This window comes from Actinoplanes regularis (genome assembly GCF_900188005.1).
GTDB classification, from domain to species: domain Bacteria; phylum Actinomycetota; class Actinomycetes; order Mycobacteriales; family Micromonosporaceae; genus Actinoplanes; species Actinoplanes regularis.
Genome location: NZ_FZNR01000027.1, coordinates 65,069 through 85,404, shown reverse-complemented (window position 1 = coordinate 85,404; position 20,336 = coordinate 65,069). Strand labels below are relative to the sequence as shown.

The 20,336-nt window shown below is 70.6% G+C and carries 19 protein-coding genes; 9 read left to right on the top strand and 10 right to left on the bottom strand.

Annotation, left to right across the window (positions count from 1 at the left end; translation table 11 throughout):
* Positions 1–12 precede the first annotated feature (12 nt).
* Entirely contained in the window at positions 13–552 is a 540-nt protein-coding gene (locus CHC09_RS39720; RefSeq protein ID WP_179277473.1) for a P-loop nucleotide/nucleoside kinase family protein, read from the top strand.
* A gap of 383 nt (positions 553–935) precedes the next feature.
* Here the strand turns inward: CHC09_RS39720 and CHC09_RS39715 are convergent, their stop codons facing one another.
* Genes CHC09_RS39715 through CHC09_RS39700 form a run of 4 tightly spaced genes read right to left on the bottom strand, consistent with a single transcriptional unit; the run spans position 936 to position 5,812 of the window.
* A complete protein-coding gene (locus tag CHC09_RS39715; protein ID WP_089298430.1) occupies positions 936–3,200 on the bottom strand; it encodes an EAL domain-containing protein in 2,265 nt (754 codons plus the stop codon).
* Positions 3,197–4,003, bottom strand: a complete 807-nt coding sequence (locus CHC09_RS39710; RefSeq protein ID WP_089298429.1) for an SAM-dependent methyltransferase — start codon at positions 4,001–4,003, stop codon at positions 3,197–3,199. The genes CHC09_RS39715 and CHC09_RS39710 overlap by 4 nt, the downstream gene beginning before the upstream one ends.
* A 34-nt stretch (positions 4,004–4,037) precedes the next feature.
* Entirely contained in the window at positions 4,038–5,189 is a 1,152-nt protein-coding gene (locus CHC09_RS39705; protein ID WP_089298428.1) for an acyl-CoA dehydrogenase family protein, read from the bottom strand.
* A 2-nt stretch (positions 5,190–5,191) separates the two neighbouring features.
* Positions 5,192–5,812, bottom strand: coding sequence for a TetR/AcrR family transcriptional regulator (locus CHC09_RS39700; RefSeq protein WP_089298427.1), 621 nt, complete (start codon positions 5,810–5,812; stop codon positions 5,192–5,194).
* 72 nt (positions 5,813–5,884) lie between these two features.
* On the opposite strand from CHC09_RS39700, the gene CHC09_RS39695 reads away from it, so the two are divergent.
* The 4 genes from CHC09_RS39695 (at position 5,885) to CHC09_RS39680 (ending at position 11,464) form a co-directional block, all read left to right on the top strand.
* On the top strand, positions 5,885–8,641 hold the full coding sequence (locus CHC09_RS39695) for a type II toxin-antitoxin system Rv0910 family toxin (RefSeq protein WP_342352370.1): 2,757 nt from the start codon (positions 5,885–5,887) through the stop codon (positions 8,639–8,641).
* A gap of 2 nt (positions 8,642–8,643) precedes the next feature.
* Positions 8,644–10,215, top strand: coding sequence for an AMP-binding protein (locus tag CHC09_RS39690; protein WP_089298425.1), 1,572 nt, complete (start codon positions 8,644–8,646; stop codon positions 10,213–10,215).
* Between the two features lie 355 nt (positions 10,216–10,570).
* Positions 10,571–10,774 carry a transcription antiterminator/RNA stability regulator CspE gene (cspE, locus tag CHC09_RS39685; protein ID WP_089298424.1) on the top strand — a complete coding sequence of 68 codons (204 nt, stop codon included), beginning with the start codon at positions 10,571–10,573 and terminating at the stop codon, positions 10,772–10,774.
* Positions 10,775–10,870: 96 nt separating this feature from the next.
* On the top strand, positions 10,871–11,464 hold the full coding sequence (locus tag CHC09_RS39680) for a PilZ domain-containing protein (protein ID WP_089298423.1): 594 nt from the start codon (positions 10,871–10,873) through the stop codon (positions 11,462–11,464).
* A 2-nt stretch (positions 11,465–11,466) separates the two neighbouring features.
* Here the strand turns inward: CHC09_RS39680 and CHC09_RS39675 are convergent, their stop codons facing one another.
* Positions 11,467–12,153, bottom strand: coding sequence for a hypothetical protein (locus CHC09_RS39675; protein ID WP_143232827.1), 687 nt, complete (start codon positions 12,151–12,153; stop codon positions 11,467–11,469).
* Positions 12,154–12,291: 138 nt separating this feature from the next.
* Between CHC09_RS39675 and CHC09_RS39670 the strand changes: the two genes are divergently transcribed.
* From CHC09_RS39670 to CHC09_RS39660, 3 genes are all read left to right on the top strand, one after another.
* On the top strand, positions 12,292–12,711 hold the full coding sequence (locus CHC09_RS39670; protein WP_089298421.1) for a ribosomal maturation YjgA family protein: 420 nt from the start codon (positions 12,292–12,294) through the stop codon (positions 12,709–12,711).
* Positions 12,712–13,077: 366 nt separating this feature from the next.
* Positions 13,078–13,941, top strand: a complete 864-nt coding sequence (locus CHC09_RS39665; RefSeq protein WP_089298420.1) for a family 43 glycosylhydrolase — start codon at positions 13,078–13,080, stop codon at positions 13,939–13,941.
* Positions 13,938–15,308, top strand: a complete 1,371-nt coding sequence (locus CHC09_RS39660) for a glycoside hydrolase family 43 protein (protein WP_089298419.1) — start codon at positions 13,938–13,940, stop codon at positions 15,306–15,308. The genes CHC09_RS39665 and CHC09_RS39660 overlap by 4 nt, the downstream gene beginning before the upstream one ends.
* Positions 15,309–15,422: 114 nt before the next feature.
* Here CHC09_RS39660 and CHC09_RS39655 read toward each other — a convergent pair whose 3' ends face one another.
* Together CHC09_RS39655 and CHC09_RS39650 are read right to left on the bottom strand one after the other, a co-directional pair.
* Positions 15,423–16,241, bottom strand: a complete 819-nt coding sequence (locus CHC09_RS39655) for a hypothetical protein (RefSeq protein ID WP_089298418.1) — start codon at positions 16,239–16,241, stop codon at positions 15,423–15,425.
* Positions 16,242–16,350: 109 nt separating this feature from the next.
* The gene (locus tag CHC09_RS39650; RefSeq protein WP_089298417.1) at positions 16,351–17,013 is read right to left on the bottom strand and encodes a nucleotide sugar dehydrogenase; all 663 of its coding nucleotides are present in this window, start codon (positions 17,011–17,013) and stop codon (positions 16,351–16,353) included.
* Between the two features lie 300 nt (positions 17,014–17,313).
* On the opposite strand from CHC09_RS39650, the gene CHC09_RS39645 reads away from it, so the two are divergent.
* Positions 17,314–17,610, top strand: coding sequence for a hypothetical protein (locus CHC09_RS39645; RefSeq protein ID WP_089298416.1), 297 nt, complete (start codon positions 17,314–17,316; stop codon positions 17,608–17,610).
* Positions 17,611–17,617: 7 nt separating this feature from the next.
* On the opposite strand, the gene CHC09_RS39640 is transcribed toward CHC09_RS39645, so the two are convergent.
* The 3 genes from CHC09_RS39640 to CHC09_RS39630 all read right to left on the bottom strand — a co-directional run bounded on the left by CHC09_RS39640 (position 17,618) and on the right by CHC09_RS39630 (position 20,160).
* Positions 17,618–18,397 (bottom strand): RNA ligase family protein, encoded by a 780-nt coding sequence (locus tag CHC09_RS39640; protein WP_089298415.1) that lies wholly within the window; start codon positions 18,395–18,397, stop codon positions 17,618–17,620.
* 198 nt (positions 18,398–18,595) lie between these two features.
* Positions 18,596–19,252: a hypothetical protein gene (locus CHC09_RS39635; protein WP_089298414.1), complete on the bottom strand. Its 657-nt coding sequence runs from the start codon at positions 19,250–19,252 to the stop codon at positions 18,596–18,598.
* Positions 19,253–19,266: 14 nt separating this feature from the next.
* Complete coding sequence (locus CHC09_RS39630; protein WP_089298413.1) at positions 19,267–20,160, bottom strand: hypothetical protein; 894 nt, start codon at positions 20,158–20,160, stop codon at positions 19,267–19,269.
* Positions 20,161–20,336: the final 176 nt, after the last annotated feature.

Here is a 20,336-nt window from a genome sequence, read left to right as displayed (position 1 = left end):
ATGCTCGCCGTCGTGGCGTCTCAGCTCATCTTGATCAATGGTCTTCCCGGCTCCGGGAAGTCCACGCTGGCCGGCCCATTGGCGTCGGCTCTGCGGGTTCCCCTGATCGGCAAGGACCTGCTCAAGGAAGCGATGGCGGCGGCAGTGCCGGGAATACCGTCACCCGCGCTCGGCATCGCCGCTTCCCAGGCGATGTGGGAGCTGGCCGCGGCCGCACCCGGTGGCGCCGTCCTCGAATCCTGGTGGTTCAAGCCACGCGACCTCGGCTTCGTGAAAGCCGGCCTCGATCGGTGCGGTTCACCCACCACCGTGGAGATCTGGTGCGACGTCCCCGCCGAGTTCGCGATAGCTCGCTACCGCGGCCGCCGGCGCGCCGAAATCCACGAGGACCAGCGCAGACTGACCGACTCGTGGCCACGGTGGGCCGCGGAGGCGGAGCCCCTCCGTGTCGGGCGAACCCTGATGATCGACACGAGCCACCCGGTTGACCTCGGCCCCCTCATCAACCAGATCCGCGCGGAAGGCGCCTGGCCCGTCGCCGGTCACCGCTAATTCTTTCCGCGGTACGACCTACGCCTCCCGTGCCCAGCCCTCTCGGGCCAACCCCCGTGCCGATCGCGCGCGAGGCCCGCGCCGCACCGTGCCCCAGCCGCGCCGCCCGACCCCCAGCCACTCCCGAAAGCGGTCCCGTTTCCTCAGCTGGTTGTGGTGGCGGTTCCACGGCTCGCGTTGCGACCGCGGTGACCAACTGGGGTTTGTTGGCTGGTTGTGGGGTTTGACAGGGCCCAGCCAGGGGCCTGGGGGCGCGTTGCGGTCGTGAGGCGGGGGAACGCCGCGCGGGACAGGCACGAGGGGTGGCCCGAGAGGGCTGGGCACGGGAGGCGTAGGTCGTACCGCGGAAAGAATTGAGCGGGAGGGTACGGCGGACGCCGGCGTCAGCGAGGGGTGAGGCCGGCGTAGGCCGGGCCGGAGCTCTGCAGCAGCGGGAGGATCGCGGCCGGTGGGACGGGCCGGGAGAAGAGGTAGCCCTGACCGGTGTCGCAGCCCAGATGGCGGAGACGGTCGGCCTGTGGCCGGGTTTCGACGGCCTCGGCGGTGACGGTGATGCCGAGCGCATGGGCCAGGCGGACGATCGTCTCGACGATCTGCTCGTCCACCGAGACCGGCGAACAGGAGGCGGCCGGATCGAGCGGGCCGCGCGGGTTCGCCGCAGCGGAAGTGAGCGGGCCGTGCGGGTGCGCCGAAGCGGAGTTCAGCGGGCCGTGCGGCGGGGGCGCAGTGGAGGTCAGCGGGCCGTGCGGGAGCGGCGAAGCGGAAGCGATCGGATCGAGCGGGCCGGCGGGGCGCGCCGGGTTCGCTGAGGCGGACGGGAGTGGTTTGCGGAGGCCGTCGACGAAGGGCCCGGCCAGCTTCAGGATGTGGATGGGCAGGCGCCGCAGGTAGGCGAGGTTCGAGTACCCCGTCCCGAAGTCGTCGATCGCGATCCGGATCCCGCTGGCGGCGAGGCCGTCCAGAGCGCCCAGCGGAGCCCCGTCGGTGTCCATGATCGCGCTCTCGGTCAGCTCCAGCACCAGCAGGCGCGGGTCGAGCCCGGTGTCCGCGAGGATCTTGGCGACCTCGGCGGGGAACGCCGGCTCGCGCGCCTGGGCGACCGTCACGTTGACGCTGACGAAGATCGGCGCGTCCGGGACCTGGCGGGACCACTCGGCGGCCTGGGCGCAGGCTCGCCGCAGCACGTGCCGGCCGAGCGCGACGATCACGCCGGTCTCCTCGGCGAGCGGGATGAAGGCGTCCGGGGAGAGCTCGCCGAGCACCGGGTGCCGCCAGCGGACCAGGGCCTCGACACCCCGCACCCGTTCGTCGGCGAGGGAGACCAGGGGCTGGTAGACCACGGTGAACTCGTCGCGGTCGAGGGCGTCGGGCATGGCGGCGGCCAGGGCGTAGCGGGCGGCCTGCCGGGCGTTGCGGTCCGCGTCGTACATCACGTAGCGGGCGCGGCCCTCGGATTTCGCGGTGTAGAGGGTGAGGTCGGCGGCCTTCATCAGCTCGGCCGGGGAGGTGTCGCGGACGTCGCTGGCGACCACGCCGATGCTCGCCGACACCCGCAGCCGGTGCCGGCCGATCTCGTAGGGGCGGGTCAGCTCGGTGAGGACCTGTTCGGCGAGGGTCCGCATCGCGGACGGGCCGGCCGGGTCGCGGACCGCGAGCACGAACTCGTCGCCGCTCATCCGGCCGGCTATCCGGCAGGGCTCGTCGGCGCAGGCGGTGAGGCGTTCGGCGACCGCCGCCAGCAGCGCGTCGCCGATCTGGTGGCCGAGCGTGTCGTTGACCCGTTTGAAGCCGTCCAGGTCGAGGTAGCAGAGGCCGACCCGCTCCGCGCTCTCGAAGATCTGTTCCAGGTGGGCGGCGATCATCGTCCGGTTCGGCAGGCCGGTCAGCGGGTCGTGGGTGGCCTGGTGCTGCAGGCTCTCCTTGAGCCGTCGCCGGTCGGTGATGTCCTGCACCATGGCGATGATCAGTTCGGGCACGCCGTGCTCGTCGCGGATCAGCGAGGAGGTCAGGTCGGTCCAGAGCGCCCCGCCGTCCTTGCGGGGGTACGCCTTCTCGAGGCGCACGTGGTCCCGCTCGCCGCGGATCATCTCCTCGTAGAGCTGCCACATCCCGGGCGGGTCACTCGGGTGTGCCAGCTGCGGGACGATCATCGTGCACATCTCGTCGGGGGTGTAGCCGAGCAGGTCGGCGAAGGCCTGGTTGACCCGGACGATCCGGCCGTCCATGGTGCTGACCCCGATGCCGATCGCGGCGTTGTGGAAGATCCCGCGCAGCCGGGACTCGCTGTCGCGCAGCGCCCGTTCGACGCCTGCGTGCGCGTCCAGCACGGCGCGGCTGAGCCGCTCCTGCTCGGCCATGGTGGCCTCGCGCAGCGCCTGGGCGTACCCGGCGGCGAGCGCGGCCTGAATCCGGGTCCCCTCGGAGCCGGGGTAGACGGTGCCGATCAGGGTGATCGTCTCGGCAAGCACGGCTGGATCGGTCAGGTGGGCGGCGACCAGGGCCGCACCGGCCTCGCGGGCCGCCGCCGGATCGCCCCCGGCGAGCTGTCCGGCCAGCCGGTCCAGCAGCGCCTCCAGGTCGGCCCCGTCCAGCGGAACGAAGCCCTCGTGCGCGATCCGTTCGAGCCAGAGCCGGGCGAAGCCGGTCATCCTTTCTTGCCGACGCCGGCGTACGCCCCCACCCGCTCGGGATGCTCGTCGACTGGGTCCTGCGGGTCCGGCCGCCACCGCGGGATGAAGACCAGACCGGGCTCGACCAGGTCGAACCCTTCGAAGTACGACGTGATCTCGGCCGCCGGTCGCAGCACGATCTCGGTGCCGGTGCGCCCGGAGAGCCGCTGCGCCTCGACCACCTCGGGCGGCTGCCCGTCCGCGGTGGCGTGCGAGATCAGCAGGTGGCTGCCGGGCACGACGGCCGAGCCCAGCGCCGCCACGATCGACTTCGGGTCGTCGTCGTCCGGCACGAAGTGCAGCACCCCGGCGAGCAGCACCGCGACCGGCTCGGTGAAGTCCAGCCCGAGCTTCTCCGACTCGCCGAGGACCCGGTCGACGTCGCGCATGTCGGCGCAGATCACCCCGGTCCCGTCGACCCCGGCGAGGATCGCCCGGCTGTGCTCGACCGCCACCGGGTCGATGTCGACGTAGACGACGCGCGCGCCGGGCGCCGCCTCGAGGGCGATCTCGTGCACGTTGCCGGCGGTCGGGATGCCGGAGCCGATGTCGAGGAACTGCCGTACGCCCTGGGCGGCGAGGTGGCGTACCGCGCGGCGCAGGAAGACCCGGTTGGACCGCATCGTCTCGCCGATGTTCGGCGTCATCGCCGCGATCTGCTCGGCGAGCGCCCGGTCGACGGCGAAGTTGTGCGCCCCGCCGAGGAAGTAGTCGTAGACCCGGGCGGCGCTTGGCACGTTGACGTTGATTCCGGCCGGTACCCAGTCGTTCGCTTCCGCCACGACACCCCTCCTGACCCGCGACCGTCTATTTCGGTCAGTGATCGTAGCGGAATATCTTCGCCGCGAGGTCGGTCATCACCTCGGTCGCGCCGGCCCCGATGCCGAGGATCCGGGTGTCGCGGTAGTGGCGTTCCACTTCGGACTCGCGCAGGTAGCCCATGCCGCCGTGCAACTGGACGGCCTCGTCCACGACGTGTTTGGCGGCGTCGACGGCGGCGTTCTTGGCCAGGCAGGCCTCGCCGACCACCCAGACACCTGCCGCGTGCCGGGCCGCGACCCGCCGGGTGTACGTGCGGGTCAGCTCGATCCGCTGTCGCATCTCGACCAGTTTGTGGCGGACTGCCTGGCGGCTGACCAGCGGACGGCCGAACGTCTCCCGCCGGCGCACGTGTTCCAGGGTCAGGTCCAGGCAGCGCTGGGCGACCGAGTAGGCGTGCACCGCGGCGATGATCCGCTCCGGGACGAAAACCTGGGCGATCAGCGGGAACCCGCCGCCCTCCGCGCCGACCAGGTTCGCCGCCGGGACCCGGCAGCCGGCGAAGGACAGTTCGGCGGTGTCTGAGCAGAGCCACCCCATCTTGTCGAGTTTTCGGGAGACCGCGAAACCGGGCGTCCCGCGTTCGATCACCAGCAGGCTGATCCCGGCCGCGCCGGGGCCGCCGGTGCGCACCGCGGTGGTCACGAAGTCGGCCCGGGTCCCGGAGGTGATGAACATCTTGGCGCCGTCGACCACGTAGTCGTCGCCGTCGCGGACCGCGGTGGTGCGCAGCGAGGCGACGTCGGAGCCGGCGTCGGGTTCGGTGACGCCGAGCGAGCAGATCTTCTCGCCGGCCAGGGCGGGGCGGACGAACCGTCCGATCAGGCCGGGATCACCGGTGGCGATCATGTGGGGGAGCGCGATGCCGTGGGTGAACAGCGCGGCGTGGCAGCCGGACGAGCCACCGGCCTCGAGGAACGCCTCGGCGGCGACGACCATGTCGACGGTGTCGCCGCCGTCGCCACCGGCCTCCTCGGGGAAGCCGACGCCGTAGAGGCCGGCCTTGGCGGCGCGGGTGTGCAGCTCACGGGGGATCTCTCCGGCCTGTTCCCACTCTGTCAGGGAGGGCAGGATCTCCCGGCGGACGAAGGCGGCCATCGACTCCCGCAGCGTGGCGCGCTCCGGGGTCTCGAACGGGTCCTCGTACATGGTCAGGTTCCCTTCGCGCGTTCGACGAGGGTGTCCGGGTCCCGCCGGCCGAGCAGGATCGCGGCCGCCCGTTTCCACCGGCGGATCAACAGTTCGCGGAAGCCCGGGTCGCCGCTGATGACGCCGGTCATGGCGAGGCCGGTCATCATCTCGAAGGTGAGCTGGACGACCGTCGGCACCCGCGGGTCGGGGCCGAGCAGTGCCCGCGCCCGCTCGTGCAGCACCCCGAAGATCTCTTTCTCCACCGGCATCAGCGCGGCGCGCAGCGCGGCGTCGGTGCGGGCCGCGTTCCACAGCTCGAGCGCGGCCCAGAAGAGCGGGCCGGAGAAGTGCCGCCAGACGCTGTCGATGAACGCGTCCAGCCCGTCCGCGTCGCCGGGGAGCGTGTCCAGCTCGGCGACGATCGCGTCGAGGCGCCGCCGGGTGACGTGCCGGACCGAGGCGGCCAGCAGGTCGATCTTGGTGGGGAAGTGGTGCAGCAGGGTGCCGCGGGGGGCGCCGGCGCGGGCCAGGACCTCGGCGGTGGTGGTCTCGGCGTAACCCCGCTCGACCAGCGTCTGCAGGGTGGCGTCGAGGATCCGGGCACGGGTGGCCTCGCTGCGCTGGGCCTGGGTGCGCGTCACCGAAATACCGTACGACTTGACGGTTAGTGGCGTCCACCACGGATTCTCGTTGCCGTCTTCGGTCTTGTCGCGATGCAGCTCACTGGCTTACCGTCACGCCAGACCGTTGGGAAGGTGTCGATGCGTCTCCGTCGCCGTGCTGTGCCCGAAACTCCGCCCGCGGTGGAACCGCCGCGCCGGTTGGGCCGGCCGTGGACGCTGTCCACCTCCGTGGCGGCGCCGGCCGAGCGTATCCACGCATTCCTCACGAATTCAGCCACAATGGCGGACTGGCTGGTCCTGCACGCCGGGTGGCCGGTGGATCCGCCGGGTTCGCTGAGCACCGGGGTGCGGTTCGCGCAGCGGGTGAAGCTGATGGGGACGCCGGTCGAGGTGCGGTGGACGGTCGCCGGAGTCACGCCGGCCCGCGCGGTGTGGCTGGACGGGACCGGGCCGATGGGGATCGAGGTCGGGCTCTACCTCTCCCTCACGCCGAGCGGATCCGGGACCGTGGTCCGACTCGACGGCGGGGTCGAGGGTGGTCCGACGGACGGTCCGCTCGGGCCGATGGTCGCGCGCAGCCTCACCGAGGCCCTGCGGACCTCCCTGGAGCGGCTGGCCCGCGCCGACTTCAGCACGCCGCCGGCCGAGACACCACCCACCAGAGCGAGACCCCGGAGACTGGACAAGATCAAACATGAGCGTACGGGGATGGAGGTCGACCCGTGGACGCCGGTCATCGTCGGGGCCGGCCAGGTCAGCGACCACTCCACCGACTCCCGCGACGGTGACCCCGTCTCCCTCGCGGTCCGCGCCCTGAAGCGGGCCACCGAGGACATCGCGCTGCTCGAAGCCGCCGACACGGTCGGCTGGGTGGCCAGCGTCTCCTGGCAGTACGCCGACGGCGCGGCCCTGATCGCCCGGCTCCTGAACGCGCGCCCGGCGACAACCGTCCAGACCGGCCTGTTCGGCGGCGACGGCCCGCTGCGGCTGATCAACGACATCGCCGCCGCGATCACTCGTGGCGAGACGAGCATCGCCCTGATCGGCGGTGGCGAGGCAGCAGCCACCGCGGCCGTCGCGGAACGCTCCGGCAGGTCGCTGGACTGGCCGGGACAACCCACCGGTACCGCGCCGTCCCGCACCCTCGGCGCCGACCGTGAGCCCGGCAACGCCCCGGAGACGGCCGCCGGCCTGGTCGCCCCGCTGCACCTGTACGCCCTGTTCGAATCGGCCCTCCGCCGTCGACTCGGCCTCTCACCCGAGGAGCATCAGGCCCGGATCACCGCGCTGTGGGCCCGGTTCCGCGAGGTCGCCGCGACCAACCCGCACGCCTGGCTCCCGCACCCCGGCCCGGACGTCGACGACCGTCCCGTCTGTGCCCCGTACACCAAGCTGCTCACCGCGAACCTCCAGGTCAACCAGGCCACCGGCGTGATTCTGTGCAGTGCCCAGGCCGCGCATGAGGCCGGCGTCCCGCAGGACAGGTGGATCTTCGTCCACGCTGGGGCGCACGCCACCGACGAGTGGTTCGTGACCGAACGCGCCGACCTGGCGGCCTCCCCGGCGATCAACGCGATCGGCCGGGCCGTTCTGGGCCACACCGGCCTGGCGATCGGCGACATCGAGCACGTCGACCTGTACGCCTGCTTCCCCTCCGCCGTCCAGATCGCCGCGGCCGAGCTGGGCCTGCCCGTCGATCGGCCGCTCACCGTCACCGGGGGACTGACGTTCGCCGGGGGCCCGGGCAACAACTACGCCGGTCACGCGGTGGCGAACCTGGTGCAGCGGCTGCGCGCCGACCCGGACGGCTACGCCCTGGTCACCGCCGTCGGCTGGTACCTCACCAAGCACGCGATCAGCGTCCTCTCCGCCCGGCCGCCCGCGCGTGGGTTCCGCGACCTCGACGCCGGCCCGCGCCTGGCCCGGCCGGTCCGGAAGGTCGGGTTCGCCGACGGTCCGGGAGTCCTGGAGGCCTACACCGTCACCTATCGCCGCGACGGCACGCCCGACAAGGGAATCGTCACGGAGATCAGCGAGGACGGGACCCGGCTGGTGCGCGCCACCGACCCCGAGCCGCTCCTGGCGACGGATCCCTTCTCGGCGCAGCCGCTGCCACCGCCGGGCGAGCCGCCGGTGCTGGTCGAATGGCACGGCCCGGTCACCGTGATCCGGCTCAACCGCCCCGACGCGCGCAACGCCGTCGACCTGGCCACCGCCCGCGCCCTGGAGCGCGCGATCGACGACTTCGAGGCCGACCCCGAGGCCCGGGTCGCCGTGCTCACCGGCACCGGCGCGGTCTTCAGCGCCGGCATGGACCTGAAAGCGGCCGCTCGCGGCGAGTACCCGATCACCGAGGGCCGGGGCCTGCTCGGCCTGACGGCCAGGCCGCCGAAGAAGCCGCTGATCGCCGCGGTCGAGGGCGCCGCGCTCGCCGGGGGCTGTGAACTGGCGCTCGCCGCCGACCTGATCGTCGCCGCCGAGGACGCCCTGTTCGGCATCCCCGAGGTCAAGCGCGGCCTGGTCGCGGCGGCCGGCGGGGTGCTGCGCCTGGCCCGCAGCCTGCCCCGGGCCACCGCCCTGGAACTCGCGCTGACCGGGGAACCGATGCCGGCCCGGCGGTTGCACGATCTCGGGCTGATCAACCGGGTCACGGCGCCCGGGAAGGCGTACGAGACGGCTTTTGATCTCGCGACCTCGATCGCCGCCCACCCGGCGCTCGCGGTCCTGCTCGCCAAACGCATCGTTGACGAGCACCTCGACTGGACGACCGGTGAGGCGTTCGGCCACCTGTCGGAGATCGCCGGTCAGGTGCTCGGTTCCGCGAATTTCGACCTTCGGAAGGGCTGATCGTGAGCGTTCTGGAAAACCTGCACGCGGTGCTGCGGATGCACCAGATCGGCATCGTCAACCTGTTACGCCCGGATCGGCTGGTCGGCGCGGCGGTCCGCAACGCCCGGCTGGGCCCGCAGGCCGCCCTGATCATGAAATCGGCCGCCGAGCACCCGAACCTGAAGGCCCTCACCGACGACCGGGGCACGCTGTCGTACCGGGAGCTCGACGAGCGGTCCAACGCGCTCGCCCATGCGCTGAAGAAGCTGAACCTGCCGGAGCGGTCGGTCATCGGCGTCCTCGCGCGTGACCACCGTGGACTCGTGCTCACCATCAGCGCGGCGGCCCGGGCCGGTCTGCGCCTCGCGCTGATGAACACGGGCCTGGCCGCGCAGCAGTTCGCCGAGGTGGTCGCCCGGGAGAAGGTCCGGGCGGTGATCTACGACGACGAGTTCGCCGAGGTGGTCGCCGGCGTACCGGACGAGGTCCTGAAGTTCAGTGACGTCGAGGAGCTCAGCGAGGGGCAGCCGGTCACCCCGCTGCCCCTGCCCGAGCGCCCGGCCGGGTTCATCATCCTGACCAGCGGAACCACCGGCCTGCCCAAGGGTGCCCCGCGCACCAAGGTCTCCCCGCTGGCCAGTGCCCTGATCGCGGACCGCATCCCGTTCCCCCGGCAGGGCGCGATCGTGGTCGCCTCCCCGCTGTTCCACAGCACCGGCTTCGGCGCCTGGACCGTCGGGCTCTCCCTCGCCGACCACGCCGTGCTGCTGCGCCGCTTCGAGGCCGAGCGGATCCTCGAGGCGATCGCCGAACACCGGGCGAAGATGCTGGTCGCGATCCCGACGATGCTCACCCGCATCCTCGCCCTGGGGCCGGAGACCATCGCCAAGTACGACACGTCGTCCCTGCGCGCCGTCTTCGTGGCCGGCTCCCCGCTCGCGCCCGACCTGACCAACCGCTTCCAGGACATCTTCGGCGAGGTGATCTACAACGTGTACGGGTCCACCGAGGTCGCCGTGGCCTCGGTCGCCCAGCCCGCCGAGTCGCGTCGCGCGCCCGGCACGGTCGGCCGCCCGCCGGTCACCGTGCACGTCGCCATCTACGACGAGGACGGGGTCCGGGTCACCCGGCCGATGGTCACCGGGCGGGTCTTCGTGCGCACCGGCATCCCGTTCGAGGGGTACACCGACGGACGGCACAAGCAGGTCATCGACGGTTTCATGTCCACCGGCGACCGCGGTCACCTCGACGAGTCCGGCCTGCTGTACATCGACGGCCGCGACGACGACATGATCATCTCTGGGGGTGAGAACGTGTACCCCGTGGAGGTCGAGAATCTCCTGGTCGAGCGCGACGACGTGATCGAGGCGGCGGTGATCGGCGTCGACGACGCCGAGTTCGGTACCCGCCTGCGCGCCTTCATCGTCCCCGCCGAGGACTCCGCCCGCGATCCGCAGGAGATCCGGGACTACGTCAGGGCCCTGCTGGCCCGCTACAAGGTGCCCCGGGACGTGATCTTCATCGACGAACTTCCGCGCAACGCGACCGGCAAGTTGCTGCGCCGGGAGCTCCCGACCGGCCCGGTTCAATAGCGCCTGGTGACCGTGACGCCCAGCCGGCAGGTTTCGGCTGGGCGTCACGGTAAAGGCGCCGTGGAGCGACCGTTTCGAAGATCCGCGCGATGATCTTCGATCGCGAAGATCGAGGCTTTACCCGCCGGTCGTTTCGTGGAATTTCCTGCCGCTACCGACTCTTGCGCATCTGCCCTGACCAGCGCTCCGGCTGTGCTACGTTGAGCCTCGTTGCAGGTTTGATTTTCGTAGACCTCGACTCGTTGTCGACGCCTGATGGGTATTCGAGCCCGTCAGGCGTTTTTGCGTCCATCAACTCTGCGACTATCCGAGGCTCCGCGCGGTGCGGCGTCTCACGGTTTTCAGGGAGAAAAGTATGGCTACCGGTACCGTCAAATGGTTCAACGGTGACAAGGGTTTCGGCTTCATCACCCAGGACGACGGTGGCGCTGACGTGTTCGCGCATTTCTCCGCCATCGCCTCGTCGGGTTACCGCACTCTCGAGGAGAACCAGCGGGTGGAGTACGACGTGACCCAGGGGCAGAAGGGCCCGCAGGCGGAGAACATCCGTCCGCTCTGACGTCCGCGCCGCCCGGTGGCACCTCGCCGAGGTGTCACCGTGTGCCGCGGCGGGGCAGGGCGAGGTGAGCAGCGGCCGGGGGCCGAGGGGGAAACTATGATCACGGTGGCCGCCGGCAGCACGCTCACCCTGCGCTGCCCGGGAATCGAGGCGATCCCGCTGGTCTGCCTCGCCGAGGTGAGAGCGCCGTTCATCGCCGATCTGCCGCCGATGCCGGTGCTCAGCCTCGACGAACACGGCCTGCGCCGCTACGGCATCCTCGAACTGGCCAGCAGCGCCGGCGTCACCTGGGTCGAGGCGGAGCTGCGCGACGGCCTGATCACGGTTCTCGGGGACACCCCGACCGGGGTCGTCCAGCGGCGTGACTCGCCGCGGCGGCCCGGCAGCTACCCCGCGACCGGCACCGCGCAGGTCGATCTCGGTGACCGCCAGCGCCTGGTCGCCATCTCCGGGCACGTGCAGGACGTCTCCACCAGCGGACTGCTGCTGCGCGCCACGACCGCCGGCGACAGCCCGCACCTGCCCGGCGCGATCGTGCGTACGCTGCTGCACGTCAGCATGCCCTGGGGGGAGCTGACCGCCGCCGTCACCACCGTCGACCAGCGCTCCGACCAGCTCCGCGGCAGCTTCGAGTGGATCGAGCCGGGCAGCGCCAAGGCGCTGGCGGAGTTCGTCGCCGGCCGCGGTTGAGTTCAGCCGTTCAACTCCAGCGGATTGTCCGCCATCTCCCGCAACTGCTGGGCCACCCGGTACGCGTCCACGTCCGATTCCGGCCGGCCGACGGTGATCGCGTCCGCGAGGGCCCGCAGCTCGACCGGCGGTATCCGGTCCAGGCTCGTACCCTGCAGCGAGAGGGTCACCTTGCGCCCCGACGCCGGGTCCCGGGCCACCAGGGTCGGAACGCGTCGTGACCGGGTCCGGCCCTCGTCGCTGGTGTGGGTGTGCGTGACGATGCCGGCGGTGACGTCCGCGGTCGACAGGTCGACGGTCCGGGTCCGGAAGGTGCTCCGGACCCGCAGTTTCGCCCCGTCCAGCCAGGCCGCGGTGCCGCGCAGCGCCGCCACCACCCCGAGGAGGCCGATCAGCGCGAAGAGGCCGCCCACCAGCAGCCCGATGATCCCGACGGCTCCGATCCCGTCCGGCAGCCAGCCGCCGCACTCGGTGAGGTCGGAAGGCACGAGATCGGGCGGGAGGTCGCCGAGATCGCCGCTCGTCATGCAGACCGAGCTTCCGCCGAACGGGTCGCCGACCGTCTCCATGAACAGCACCACCGCGGCGAACGCCACGCCGAAGCCCGCGAAGACGAGGCAGAAGACGACGCCGAGGATCCGGGCGCCGACGCTTGATCCGGTCGACAGCCGCCGGGATTCGTTGACCATGGCCGGAAGCATAAGGCCAGCCGGCAAAGCGGCCCGCTCCCGTGTGACCAGCGCATCTTGGCACTCCCGCGGCGGGCGCGGCATCGATGATCGTGCCGTGCACCGGCGGCCTTGATCCAAGGCGTTATCGTCGCCGCCGTGGCGGATCTCGCACTACGGACACGGCTGGCGGCGCTCGCCGCCGCGGGCGGGTTTCTCGCCGTGGCGCTGGGGATCCGGGTGCTCGGCGCCAGCAGCGGCGTGCTCGACAGCTCCGGCGCGCTGGCGCAGCACTCGGGGACCGCGCTTTACGCGTCGATGATCTACGCGGGCGTGTTCCTCCTGGCTCCCGCCGCCAGGCCCTGGTTCGCGGGTGCGGCGGCGATCGCCTTCTGCTGGCTTGTCGAGCTGCTGCAGTTGACGGGGGTGCCGGCGGAACTGTCCGCGCACAGTCTGATCGCCCGGCTCGTGCTGGGCGTCCGGTTCGACGCCCTCGATCTGGCGTGGTACGTGGTGGGCGTGCTTCCGCTGGCGGTCCTGCACGCGGCCGTTGCCCGGCGCCGCCGGATCGAAGCTTGACATTGACGTTTCGAGATCGTTGCCGTACGTTATGTAGGAAAGCGCATTCCTGCACGTCAAGCTTGATCCAGCGTCGCGCTTCCCAGTTCCGCGCGCAGCCCTGCGGCTGCCCTGGGACCGGTCGAGGTCGACAGCTCCGGCGATCGCCCGAGTCACCCTAGTCGCCAGGGTGCGGGCGGTCGCCGGAGTCGTCTTGCCCCGGTTTCGCATCCTTGACAGCTCCGTAAGCTGAGCGCAATCATTCAGAAACTTCGAACCGTGGCGGGCCGCTCTCTCGGCCTTCCTCGATGAATATCCCCCTGCCCTGCGTACGGCACATCCCCCATGCGCTGAATTGTTAGCGCTAACAGCCTGAAGGAGCACGGTATGAGACGCCTGACGGCGCTGGTCGCCGGTGTCCTGACCCTGGTCATCGGCGCGCTGGCCCTACCCCAGCCCGCGGCCGCCGCGACCACCCTGATCTACGCCACCTTCAAAGGTGACGCCGCCGCCGACGAGGAACTCTGGATCTACCAGTCGACCAACGGCGGCACCAGCTACAGCACCCTGGTCGACACCAACTTCCACGGCCCCACCGGGGTGCTGCGCGACCCCAGCATCCTCAAGCGCAACGGCGTCTACTACGCCGCCTACACCGTGCAGTCCTGGACCACGAACAGCACGTACTTCAACGTCGCGTCCAGCACCAACCTGACCACGTGGACCAACATCGCCAGCATCCCGGCCGGGATCAGCGGGGCGAACTACACCTGGGCGCCGGAGTTCTACGTCGAGGGCAGCAGCGTCAAGCTGATCACCAGCATCGCGTCGACGAGCTGCTCGTTCTGCTTCCGCCCGTACGTCTACACCGCCCAGAACACCGCCCTCACCAGCTGGAGCGGCCCGGCGCAGATGTGGGGCCTGGGCACGAACCACATCGACACGTTCGTGGTGAAGTCCGGCAGCACCTGGCACGCCTTCACCAAGAACGAGACGACCAAGTACATCGAGCACTGGACGACCACCGCGAACCTCACCGAGGGCTGGGTCAACAAGGGCACCCTGTTCGCCTCCGGCTACGAGGGGCCGTCGCTGGTCAAGCTCGACGACGGCTCCTGGCGGATGTACGTCGACCACTACAGCGCCGGCGACGGCATCTACACCGCCACCAGCACCGACCTCAACAGCTGGAGCAGCCTCAGCAAGATCACTTGCTCGGGCTGCCGGCACGGGACGGCGATCGCGAAATGAGACGACGCTCGGTACTGGCCGCGGGGCTGCTGCCCGGCGCGGCCCTCCTGCTTCCCGAGGCGGCGCGGGCCGCGACCTACTCCGGGTACGCGATGGCGTACTTCACCGAGTCCCCGTCGATGACCGCCGCCAACTACGGCCTGCACCTGGCCGTCAGCACGGACGGCCTGAACTGGACGCCGCTCAACCAGAACAACGCGGTGGCCACGCCGACCCTGGGTAGCAAGGGCCTGCGTGACCCGTTCATCCTGCGCAAGCAGGACGGCACGTTCGTGGTGCTGGCCACCGACCTGAACGGGACCGACTGGTCCTACCAGAGCCAGTACCTGCACGTCTGGGACTCCACCGACCTGCGGACGTTCACCGGGTACCGCCTGCTCAAGGTGCACTCGCTGGCGACGCACGCGTGGGCGCCGGAGGCGTACTGGGACGCGTCGCGCGGCCAGTACGCGGTCGTCTACTCCGCGGTCAACAGCACCGGCCACAACGTCCTGATGGTCAACTACACCAGCGACTTCGTGACCGCCGGCTCGCCGGCCGTCTTCTACGACCCCGGCTACGACGCGATCGACGGCAGCTTCGTCACGGCCGGCGGCGTGAACTACATGTACTACAAGAACAACACCAACAGCACGCTGCTGGGCACCAGGTCGTCGTCGCTGACCGCCGGCAGCTTCTCGATCTACACCGGCGCGATCACTCCCGGTCGCGGTGTCGAGGCGCCCCAGATCAGCAAGTCGAACACGTCCGAGGTCTGGTACATGTGGGGCGACACCTGGAGCCCCAACGGCCGGTTCTTCTGCTGGCAGACCACCAGCCTCGCCGGCGGCTCCTGGACGCTGCTCAACGACCGGTCGTACACCCAGCCGCTGAACTCCAAGCACCTCGGCATCGTTCCGATCACCGCGACCGAGCAGGCCAACCTGACCGCCAAGTGGGGAACCCCGGCCTGGAACCGGGTCAAGTCCTACAACTATCCGGACCGCTACATCCGGCACGCCAACAACGTCGGGCGGATCGACACCTACCCGTTCGACCCGTACCAGGATCAGATGTGGACCCTGGTCCCCGGCCTGGCCGACTCGTCCGGGGTCTCCTTCCGCTCGGTCAACTACCCGGACCGCTACCTGCGGCACTCCAACTACGCGCTGGTCCTCAACGCCAACGACGGGACCAGCACGTTCGCGGCGGACGCGACCTTCTACAAGACCGCCGGCCTCGCCGACTCCGGCTGGACGTCGTTCCGCTCCTACAACAACCCGACCCGCTACCTGCGCCACAGCAACTACGTCCTGCGCATCGACGTGATCAGCAGCAGTTCCGCCACCACCGACAAACAGGATGCCACCTTCCGCGTCGGCTACTGAGGACCGGTGCCGGGCCCGGCGGTCCGCCGCCGGGCCCGGCACCGATCACCCCAAAACCCTTTCGCGGTACGACCTACGCGTCCCGTGCCCAGGCCTCTCGGCCAAGTCCAGTGGTCAGGCCGCGCGGCGGGCGGCGAGCTGATCGGCGACCTGGTCGGCGACCGAGTCGGGAATGGCCGCGGCGATCTTCGCCGGGTCGAGCTCGCTCAGCGCCCGGGCGGTCGGATCGGCACTGTTGACCCCGGTGATCGCCGCCAGCAGCGTCGTCGTCGCCGCGGCGATGTCGTCCTCGGTCGGCCCGCCGACGATGGCGCGCAGGTAGTCGCGCACATTGCGGGCGACCCGGTCGTCCGGGCTGGTGCCGCCCGCCTTGCCGGCCGCGGCGCGGTATCCGTCGGCGAGCACCTCGATCATGGCCGAGCGCACCGCTTCCCGGATGTACGTCCTGTCGTCGCTGTTCAACGGCATGTTTCCCACCTCATCCAATCGAAAGTCGAAGCCGGTGTCGTTGTCGGCGGCCTGCGACCAGGCGCCGGAGAAGTGGATGTGCTCGGTGTGCGGCGACGGCCCCACATAGGTGACGGGCGCCCAGTCGCCGGACGCCCGATAGATCTTGCGGTTGTAGATCATGTAGCGCAGGACGCGCCCGGCGCCGGGCAGCCCGCGGATGTGATCGACCAGCATCTGCGCGGACGTGCCCGGCTCGCCGAGGTCACTGTCCATGTCCCAGGCGCGCACCTCGGGCAGCCCGTCCGGATCGCCGTTCCACTCCGGACGGGCCCTGGAGGTGTCGTCCGGGTTGTGGCCGCTGGTGGAACCCTGATGGGCGGTGTCGCCGATCGTGCCGTCGCTGGACCGGTCCCGGTCCGGCCAGCGGGCATTCACTTGCGCGCGCAGGTTCTTGAGGCCCGCGGTGAGGTCCCATGCGGTCATCGGCTGGCTCCCCTCGTGTGTTGGCACCACACCAGACTGATACCCGGCCGACGGCGATTGTTCCTGATTGCCCTCTCACGAGTGACGATTTATACCCTCCTGAGGGGACTCAGGCGGATCTCCGGTCCGCCGCCGCGGCCAGGTTCGCGGCCTCCGCCTCCTCGGCGTCCGCACAGGCCACGACGACATCGTGGACGGTGCGGTAGAACGCCGTGGCGGCCAGCGTCGATCTGCGGTCGACGCCGCCGACGAGCTTCGCGCGGCCGTCCCGCTGCGGGGAGAAGGCCAGGTGGTAACGCGCGCTGGTGCGCGCGGCGAGCGCGTCCTGGAAGACGCCGCGGGTGGTGCCGGGCGCGACCCACGATTCCAGTACGACCAGATCCCGGTCCTGCAGATGCCCCGCGACGGTGTCCGCGGCGGCCAGCACCGGCCCCAGGTCCGGCCGGCCCCGGCGCAGCGGGACCGGGGCCACCACCAGGTAGACGGTGCACCCGGCGAGCCACCGTGGGTCGGCGGTGGCGTGGTACCGCCCGGTCTCGTGCATGGCTACGAGCTCGTCGCCGAGCGCCGACCGTCCCGCGCGCAGCTTGACTATCAGCTCGGGGTCGGTGTCGAACCCGGCGACGGTGTGCCCGGCGGCGATCGCGGCCCGGGCGAGGGACAGTCCGGCGCGGTCCTGCCCGATGACGGCGACGCGGTAGCCGTGCGCGGCGGACTCGGGTGTGATGGTGATGACGGTGCTCCTTGCCGTCGATGAAAGAACCGATGACAAAGAACCCTAGAGAGGTTGAGCCCACCCGGTAATCGCTCGCCGGTGGTCCACCGAACGGCGCTTTCCGTACCGATGGAGCGGATTTGGTGTCGGTATCCGGTCAGAGACTTGAACCTAGGCCGTCACTGACCGTAGAGATCGCCTTTTCCTCAGGCTGCCGCCGGGTGACCTTCGACCTTGACAGGCGCGATCCATCGCAGCAGGGTGGACCGGCAGGCCTGTTGATCTCGGACGTCTCGGCACCGCGCCCTCCGGCAACACGCCAGTCGGCAGACGGTTACACACGGTGAGAGGACGGGGATGGATCTGCATCCACAGGACTACGACGACCTGACGCGCGGCCAGTCGATGGTCGAGGTCTGGCGCCGCAGCGACCACGCGGCCGCGGTCGCCGCCGAACTGATGAAGCTGCACGGCGGCACCGTCCCGATGAGCGAGCTGCTCTGGGCCGGAGCCGAGGCGTTCCTTCCCCGCCAGTGGCAGGCGGGCCGCGCGGCCGAGCCAGTGGTGGCGGCCACCGAGGTCTACGAGCGCTGGCGCCGCCTGCACGAGCGCCGCCAGCAGCGTCGTCAGCAGCAACCCGAGGGCCTGAGCTGACCGGGGATCAGTGCCGGGCGCGCCGCTTCAGGGTGCGCTCGTAGTCCTGGAAGCGGGCCTTGGCGATGACCGACCGGTCCGGGGTGCGCAGCACGATGCCCTCGGGCCGGCCCTGGCCGCTGTCGTCCAGCGCGACCAGCGTGCGCGGCAGCCGCTCGCCCAGGAACGCGTGCACGCCCGCGACCTCCGTCGGCAGGTCCGCCCCGTCCATGGTGAACAGCCGCGGAGCCAGGTCGAAGAGGGACACCGCGCGTAGCTCGTCCTCGGTGGCGTACTCCTGTCCACCGCCGTCGCGCCAGGCCGAGATCCGCTCGGCCGGCCAGGTCAGCCGTTCCTGGAGATCGTTCACCTCGGCCACGTCGAACAGCCGCCAGCCGACCGCGCCCCGGCCGCTGTAGTTCTTCGCCTGCCCGCCGATCTTCCCGCCGTACAGCTCCAGGTAGTAGACCCGCAGCGTGTCCGGCGGCAGCTCGTGGTCCGGCAGGCCGTCAGCGACGTCGCGCAGACTGGCCACGATGCCCTGGGACGGGTTCCCGATCAGGTCGCCGCGCGCGTACAGCAGCTCCTCCCGTGATCCGAGCAGGTAGCTGCCGTCCGGCAGCAGGATCAACCGCGAGTTGCATCCGTCCACCTTCTCGGTCCCGATCACCGGGCCGGGGAACGACGTCACGGTCTCGGTCAGCCCGCCGTTGCGCGGGTCGAGCTCGTGGTAGGTCGGGATCGACGGGTACTTGGTCAGCGAGTTGAGCGCCTTCAGGTCGGCGGCCCGGATATCGAAATCAGCCATGATCGCTCCTTGCGGTGGGCCCCCAGGTATCCCACGTGAGCGTGGCCCGCCGCGAGGCAATTAACCCCGGCCGAGGGGCGGGCCCCGCCCGGGTCACGACGGGCAGGGCCCCTGCGCCGGCGGTCACCGCGGGGGACGGCGCACCGGCACAAATGCCCCGCCCGGAGCCGGGATCGGCCGGCTCCGGGCGAGATGGTCTCAGTTGACGAAGACCGGGGACCCGGCGGCGTTGGCCACCGGGGTGTACTTGGCGGTGAAGTAGCCGTTGGCGACGCACGCCGCCGGGCCGGAGCTCTTGTTGAACTGCTGGTCGGTGAACGAGATCGAGTTGTCGGTGTTGTCCGCGACGCCGGTGATGCTGTTGCCGTTGGCGACGAAGACGCAGGTCACCGAGCCGAGCAGGGAGCGCAGCACGAGCGTCGCGGAGATCGGCGCGGTGTCGGTGCCGGTGACCGTGACCGTGCCGTCGCTGGCGACCGTGGTGGCGTACGGCTGGTTGCTGATCGTGACGCTGTTGACGCCCGTCACCCCGGGGACGCCGGTGACCGTGCAGCTGGAGACGCCCAGGGTGGAGCCGAGCGACGCGCTGCCGGGCGCGACCGGGTTGTCGTTGACGACGGCGCTGAAGCTGGACGCGTTGCACTTCATGCCGTTGCTGCCGGCCGGGGCGGTCGCGAACACGGCCTGGCTGCCGGCGACGATGCCGGCCGAGATGGTGTCACCGGCGGCGACCGCGGTCCCGGCGAGGGTGTCGGTGGTCAGCACGGCGGTGTCGTCGGCGCGAGCGGGCCCGGCGAGCAGCAGGGCGACGGCGGTGCCGGACAGCGCGGCGGCGGTGATGCGGTTCTTCAGCATGGGGGATGCCCCTTTCAGTGGGCGAGAGCCTGGGTGAGGTCGTCCAGGCTGGGGGAGAGGGCGAAACTGGTGTTGTTGCCGCTGAACACCACGGCGTTCTTCCCGGCCGCGGAGGGCAGGCCGAAAGCCAGGTTGATCAGCGCGTCGAGGCTGCCGGGGATGAGGCCGCAACCGTTCGCCTTCGGTACGGAGTAGGCGTTGTCGACGAGTGTCGCGTCGGTGAAGCCGACGCCGAGGGTCTCGAACCCGTTCGGATCCGGTTCGATGGTGATGTCCCCGTAGTCCCCGGTGACCGGCTGGTTCGGGGCCGGCGGGTTGGTGGTGCCGGTGGTCGGGTTGAGCCGGATCGGTGTGCTGTCCGAGCCGATGTAGCACTTGAGCCCGAACAGGGCGTTGTACAGGTGCAGCTTGATCGGCAGGGCGAAGACGGGGATGTTCTCCCCGGTGGCCAGCGGCACGAAGTCGGTGATCGTCCCGGCCAGTTCGACCTGAGCGAATACGCTGGTCACGCCCGGGATGATGTTGGCGATCCCGGGGATGTTCACCTGGAGCGGCTTGGCGACCAGGGTCTTGCCCCCGGCCGCCGGGACGGTCGAGTACACGTTGGCGACCGAACCGTCCGGGAACTCCCGGACCGGCGCGTCGGCCGGCCAGTAGACGCCGAACTGGATGGTGATCGGGTTGGTGAGCGGCACGACGTTGGAGCCGATGGTGACGCTGCCACCGTTGGTCACCGAGTGCACGCAGCCGACCTGTAGGTTCGTCGGGTCCTTCATGGTCGCCGAGGTGAGCGGGCACGCCTCCAGGCCGGGGTAGGTGGCGGCGTGGGCGGGGGTTGCGGTGAGGGTCAGGACGGTGGCGGCGACAGCGACCGTGGCCAGGACGGATTTCAGCCGTGACGCGGGCATGAGCGTCACTCCATTCAGGGATGTCGATGGATGGTGGGCCCGGCCGTTTCCGCAGCGTTCCGGGGCTTGAGTGGGAGGCGATACTTGGGGGAACCTCGCCTCGTGCACCATCGAGAGTTACCTGTCGGTATGAGAAACCCCGTCGGTATGTCATGTCAAGGCATTGAGGGACAACG

Coding starts and splice junctions, on each gene's coding strand:
- CHC09_RS39715 (WP_089298430.1), bottom strand. CDS start 3,200: ATGACCGGCTTCGCCCGGCTCTGGCTCGAACGGATCGCGCACGAGGGC.
- CHC09_RS39705 (WP_089298428.1), bottom strand. CDS start 5,189: ATGTACGAGGACCCGTTCGAGACCCCGGAGCGCGCCACGCTGCGGGAG.
- CHC09_RS39695 (WP_342352370.1), top strand. CDS start 5,885: ATGCAGCTCACTGGCTTACCGTCACGCCAGACCGTTGGGAAGGTGTCG.
- cspE (WP_089298424.1), top strand. CDS start 10,571: ATGGCTACCGGTACCGTCAAATGGTTCAACGGTGACAAGGGTTTCGGC.
- CHC09_RS39680 (WP_089298423.1), top strand. CDS start 10,871: ATGATCACGGTGGCCGCCGGCAGCACGCTCACCCTGCGCTGCCCGGGA.
- CHC09_RS39675 (WP_143232827.1), bottom strand. CDS start 12,153: ATGGTCAACGAATCCCGGCGGCTGTCGACCGGATCAAGCGTCGGCGCC.
- CHC09_RS39665 (WP_089298420.1), top strand. CDS start 13,078: ATGAGACGCCTGACGGCGCTGGTCGCCGGTGTCCTGACCCTGGTCATC.
- CHC09_RS39660 (WP_089298419.1), top strand. CDS start 13,938: ATGAGACGACGCTCGGTACTGGCCGCGGGGCTGCTGCCCGGCGCGGCC.
- CHC09_RS39655 (WP_089298418.1), bottom strand. CDS start 16,241: ATGACCGCATGGGACCTCACCGCGGGCCTCAAGAACCTGCGCGCGCAA.
- CHC09_RS39645 (WP_089298416.1), top strand. CDS start 17,314: ATGGATCTGCATCCACAGGACTACGACGACCTGACGCGCGGCCAGTCG.
- CHC09_RS39640 (WP_089298415.1), bottom strand. CDS start 18,397: ATGGCTGATTTCGATATCCGGGCCGCCGACCTGAAGGCGCTCAACTCG.
- CHC09_RS39635 (WP_089298414.1), bottom strand. CDS start 19,252: ATGCTGAAGAACCGCATCACCGCCGCCGCGCTGTCCGGCACCGCCGTC.
- CHC09_RS39630 (WP_089298413.1), bottom strand. CDS start 20,160: ATGCCCGCGTCACGGCTGAAATCCGTCCTGGCCACGGTCGCTGTCGCC.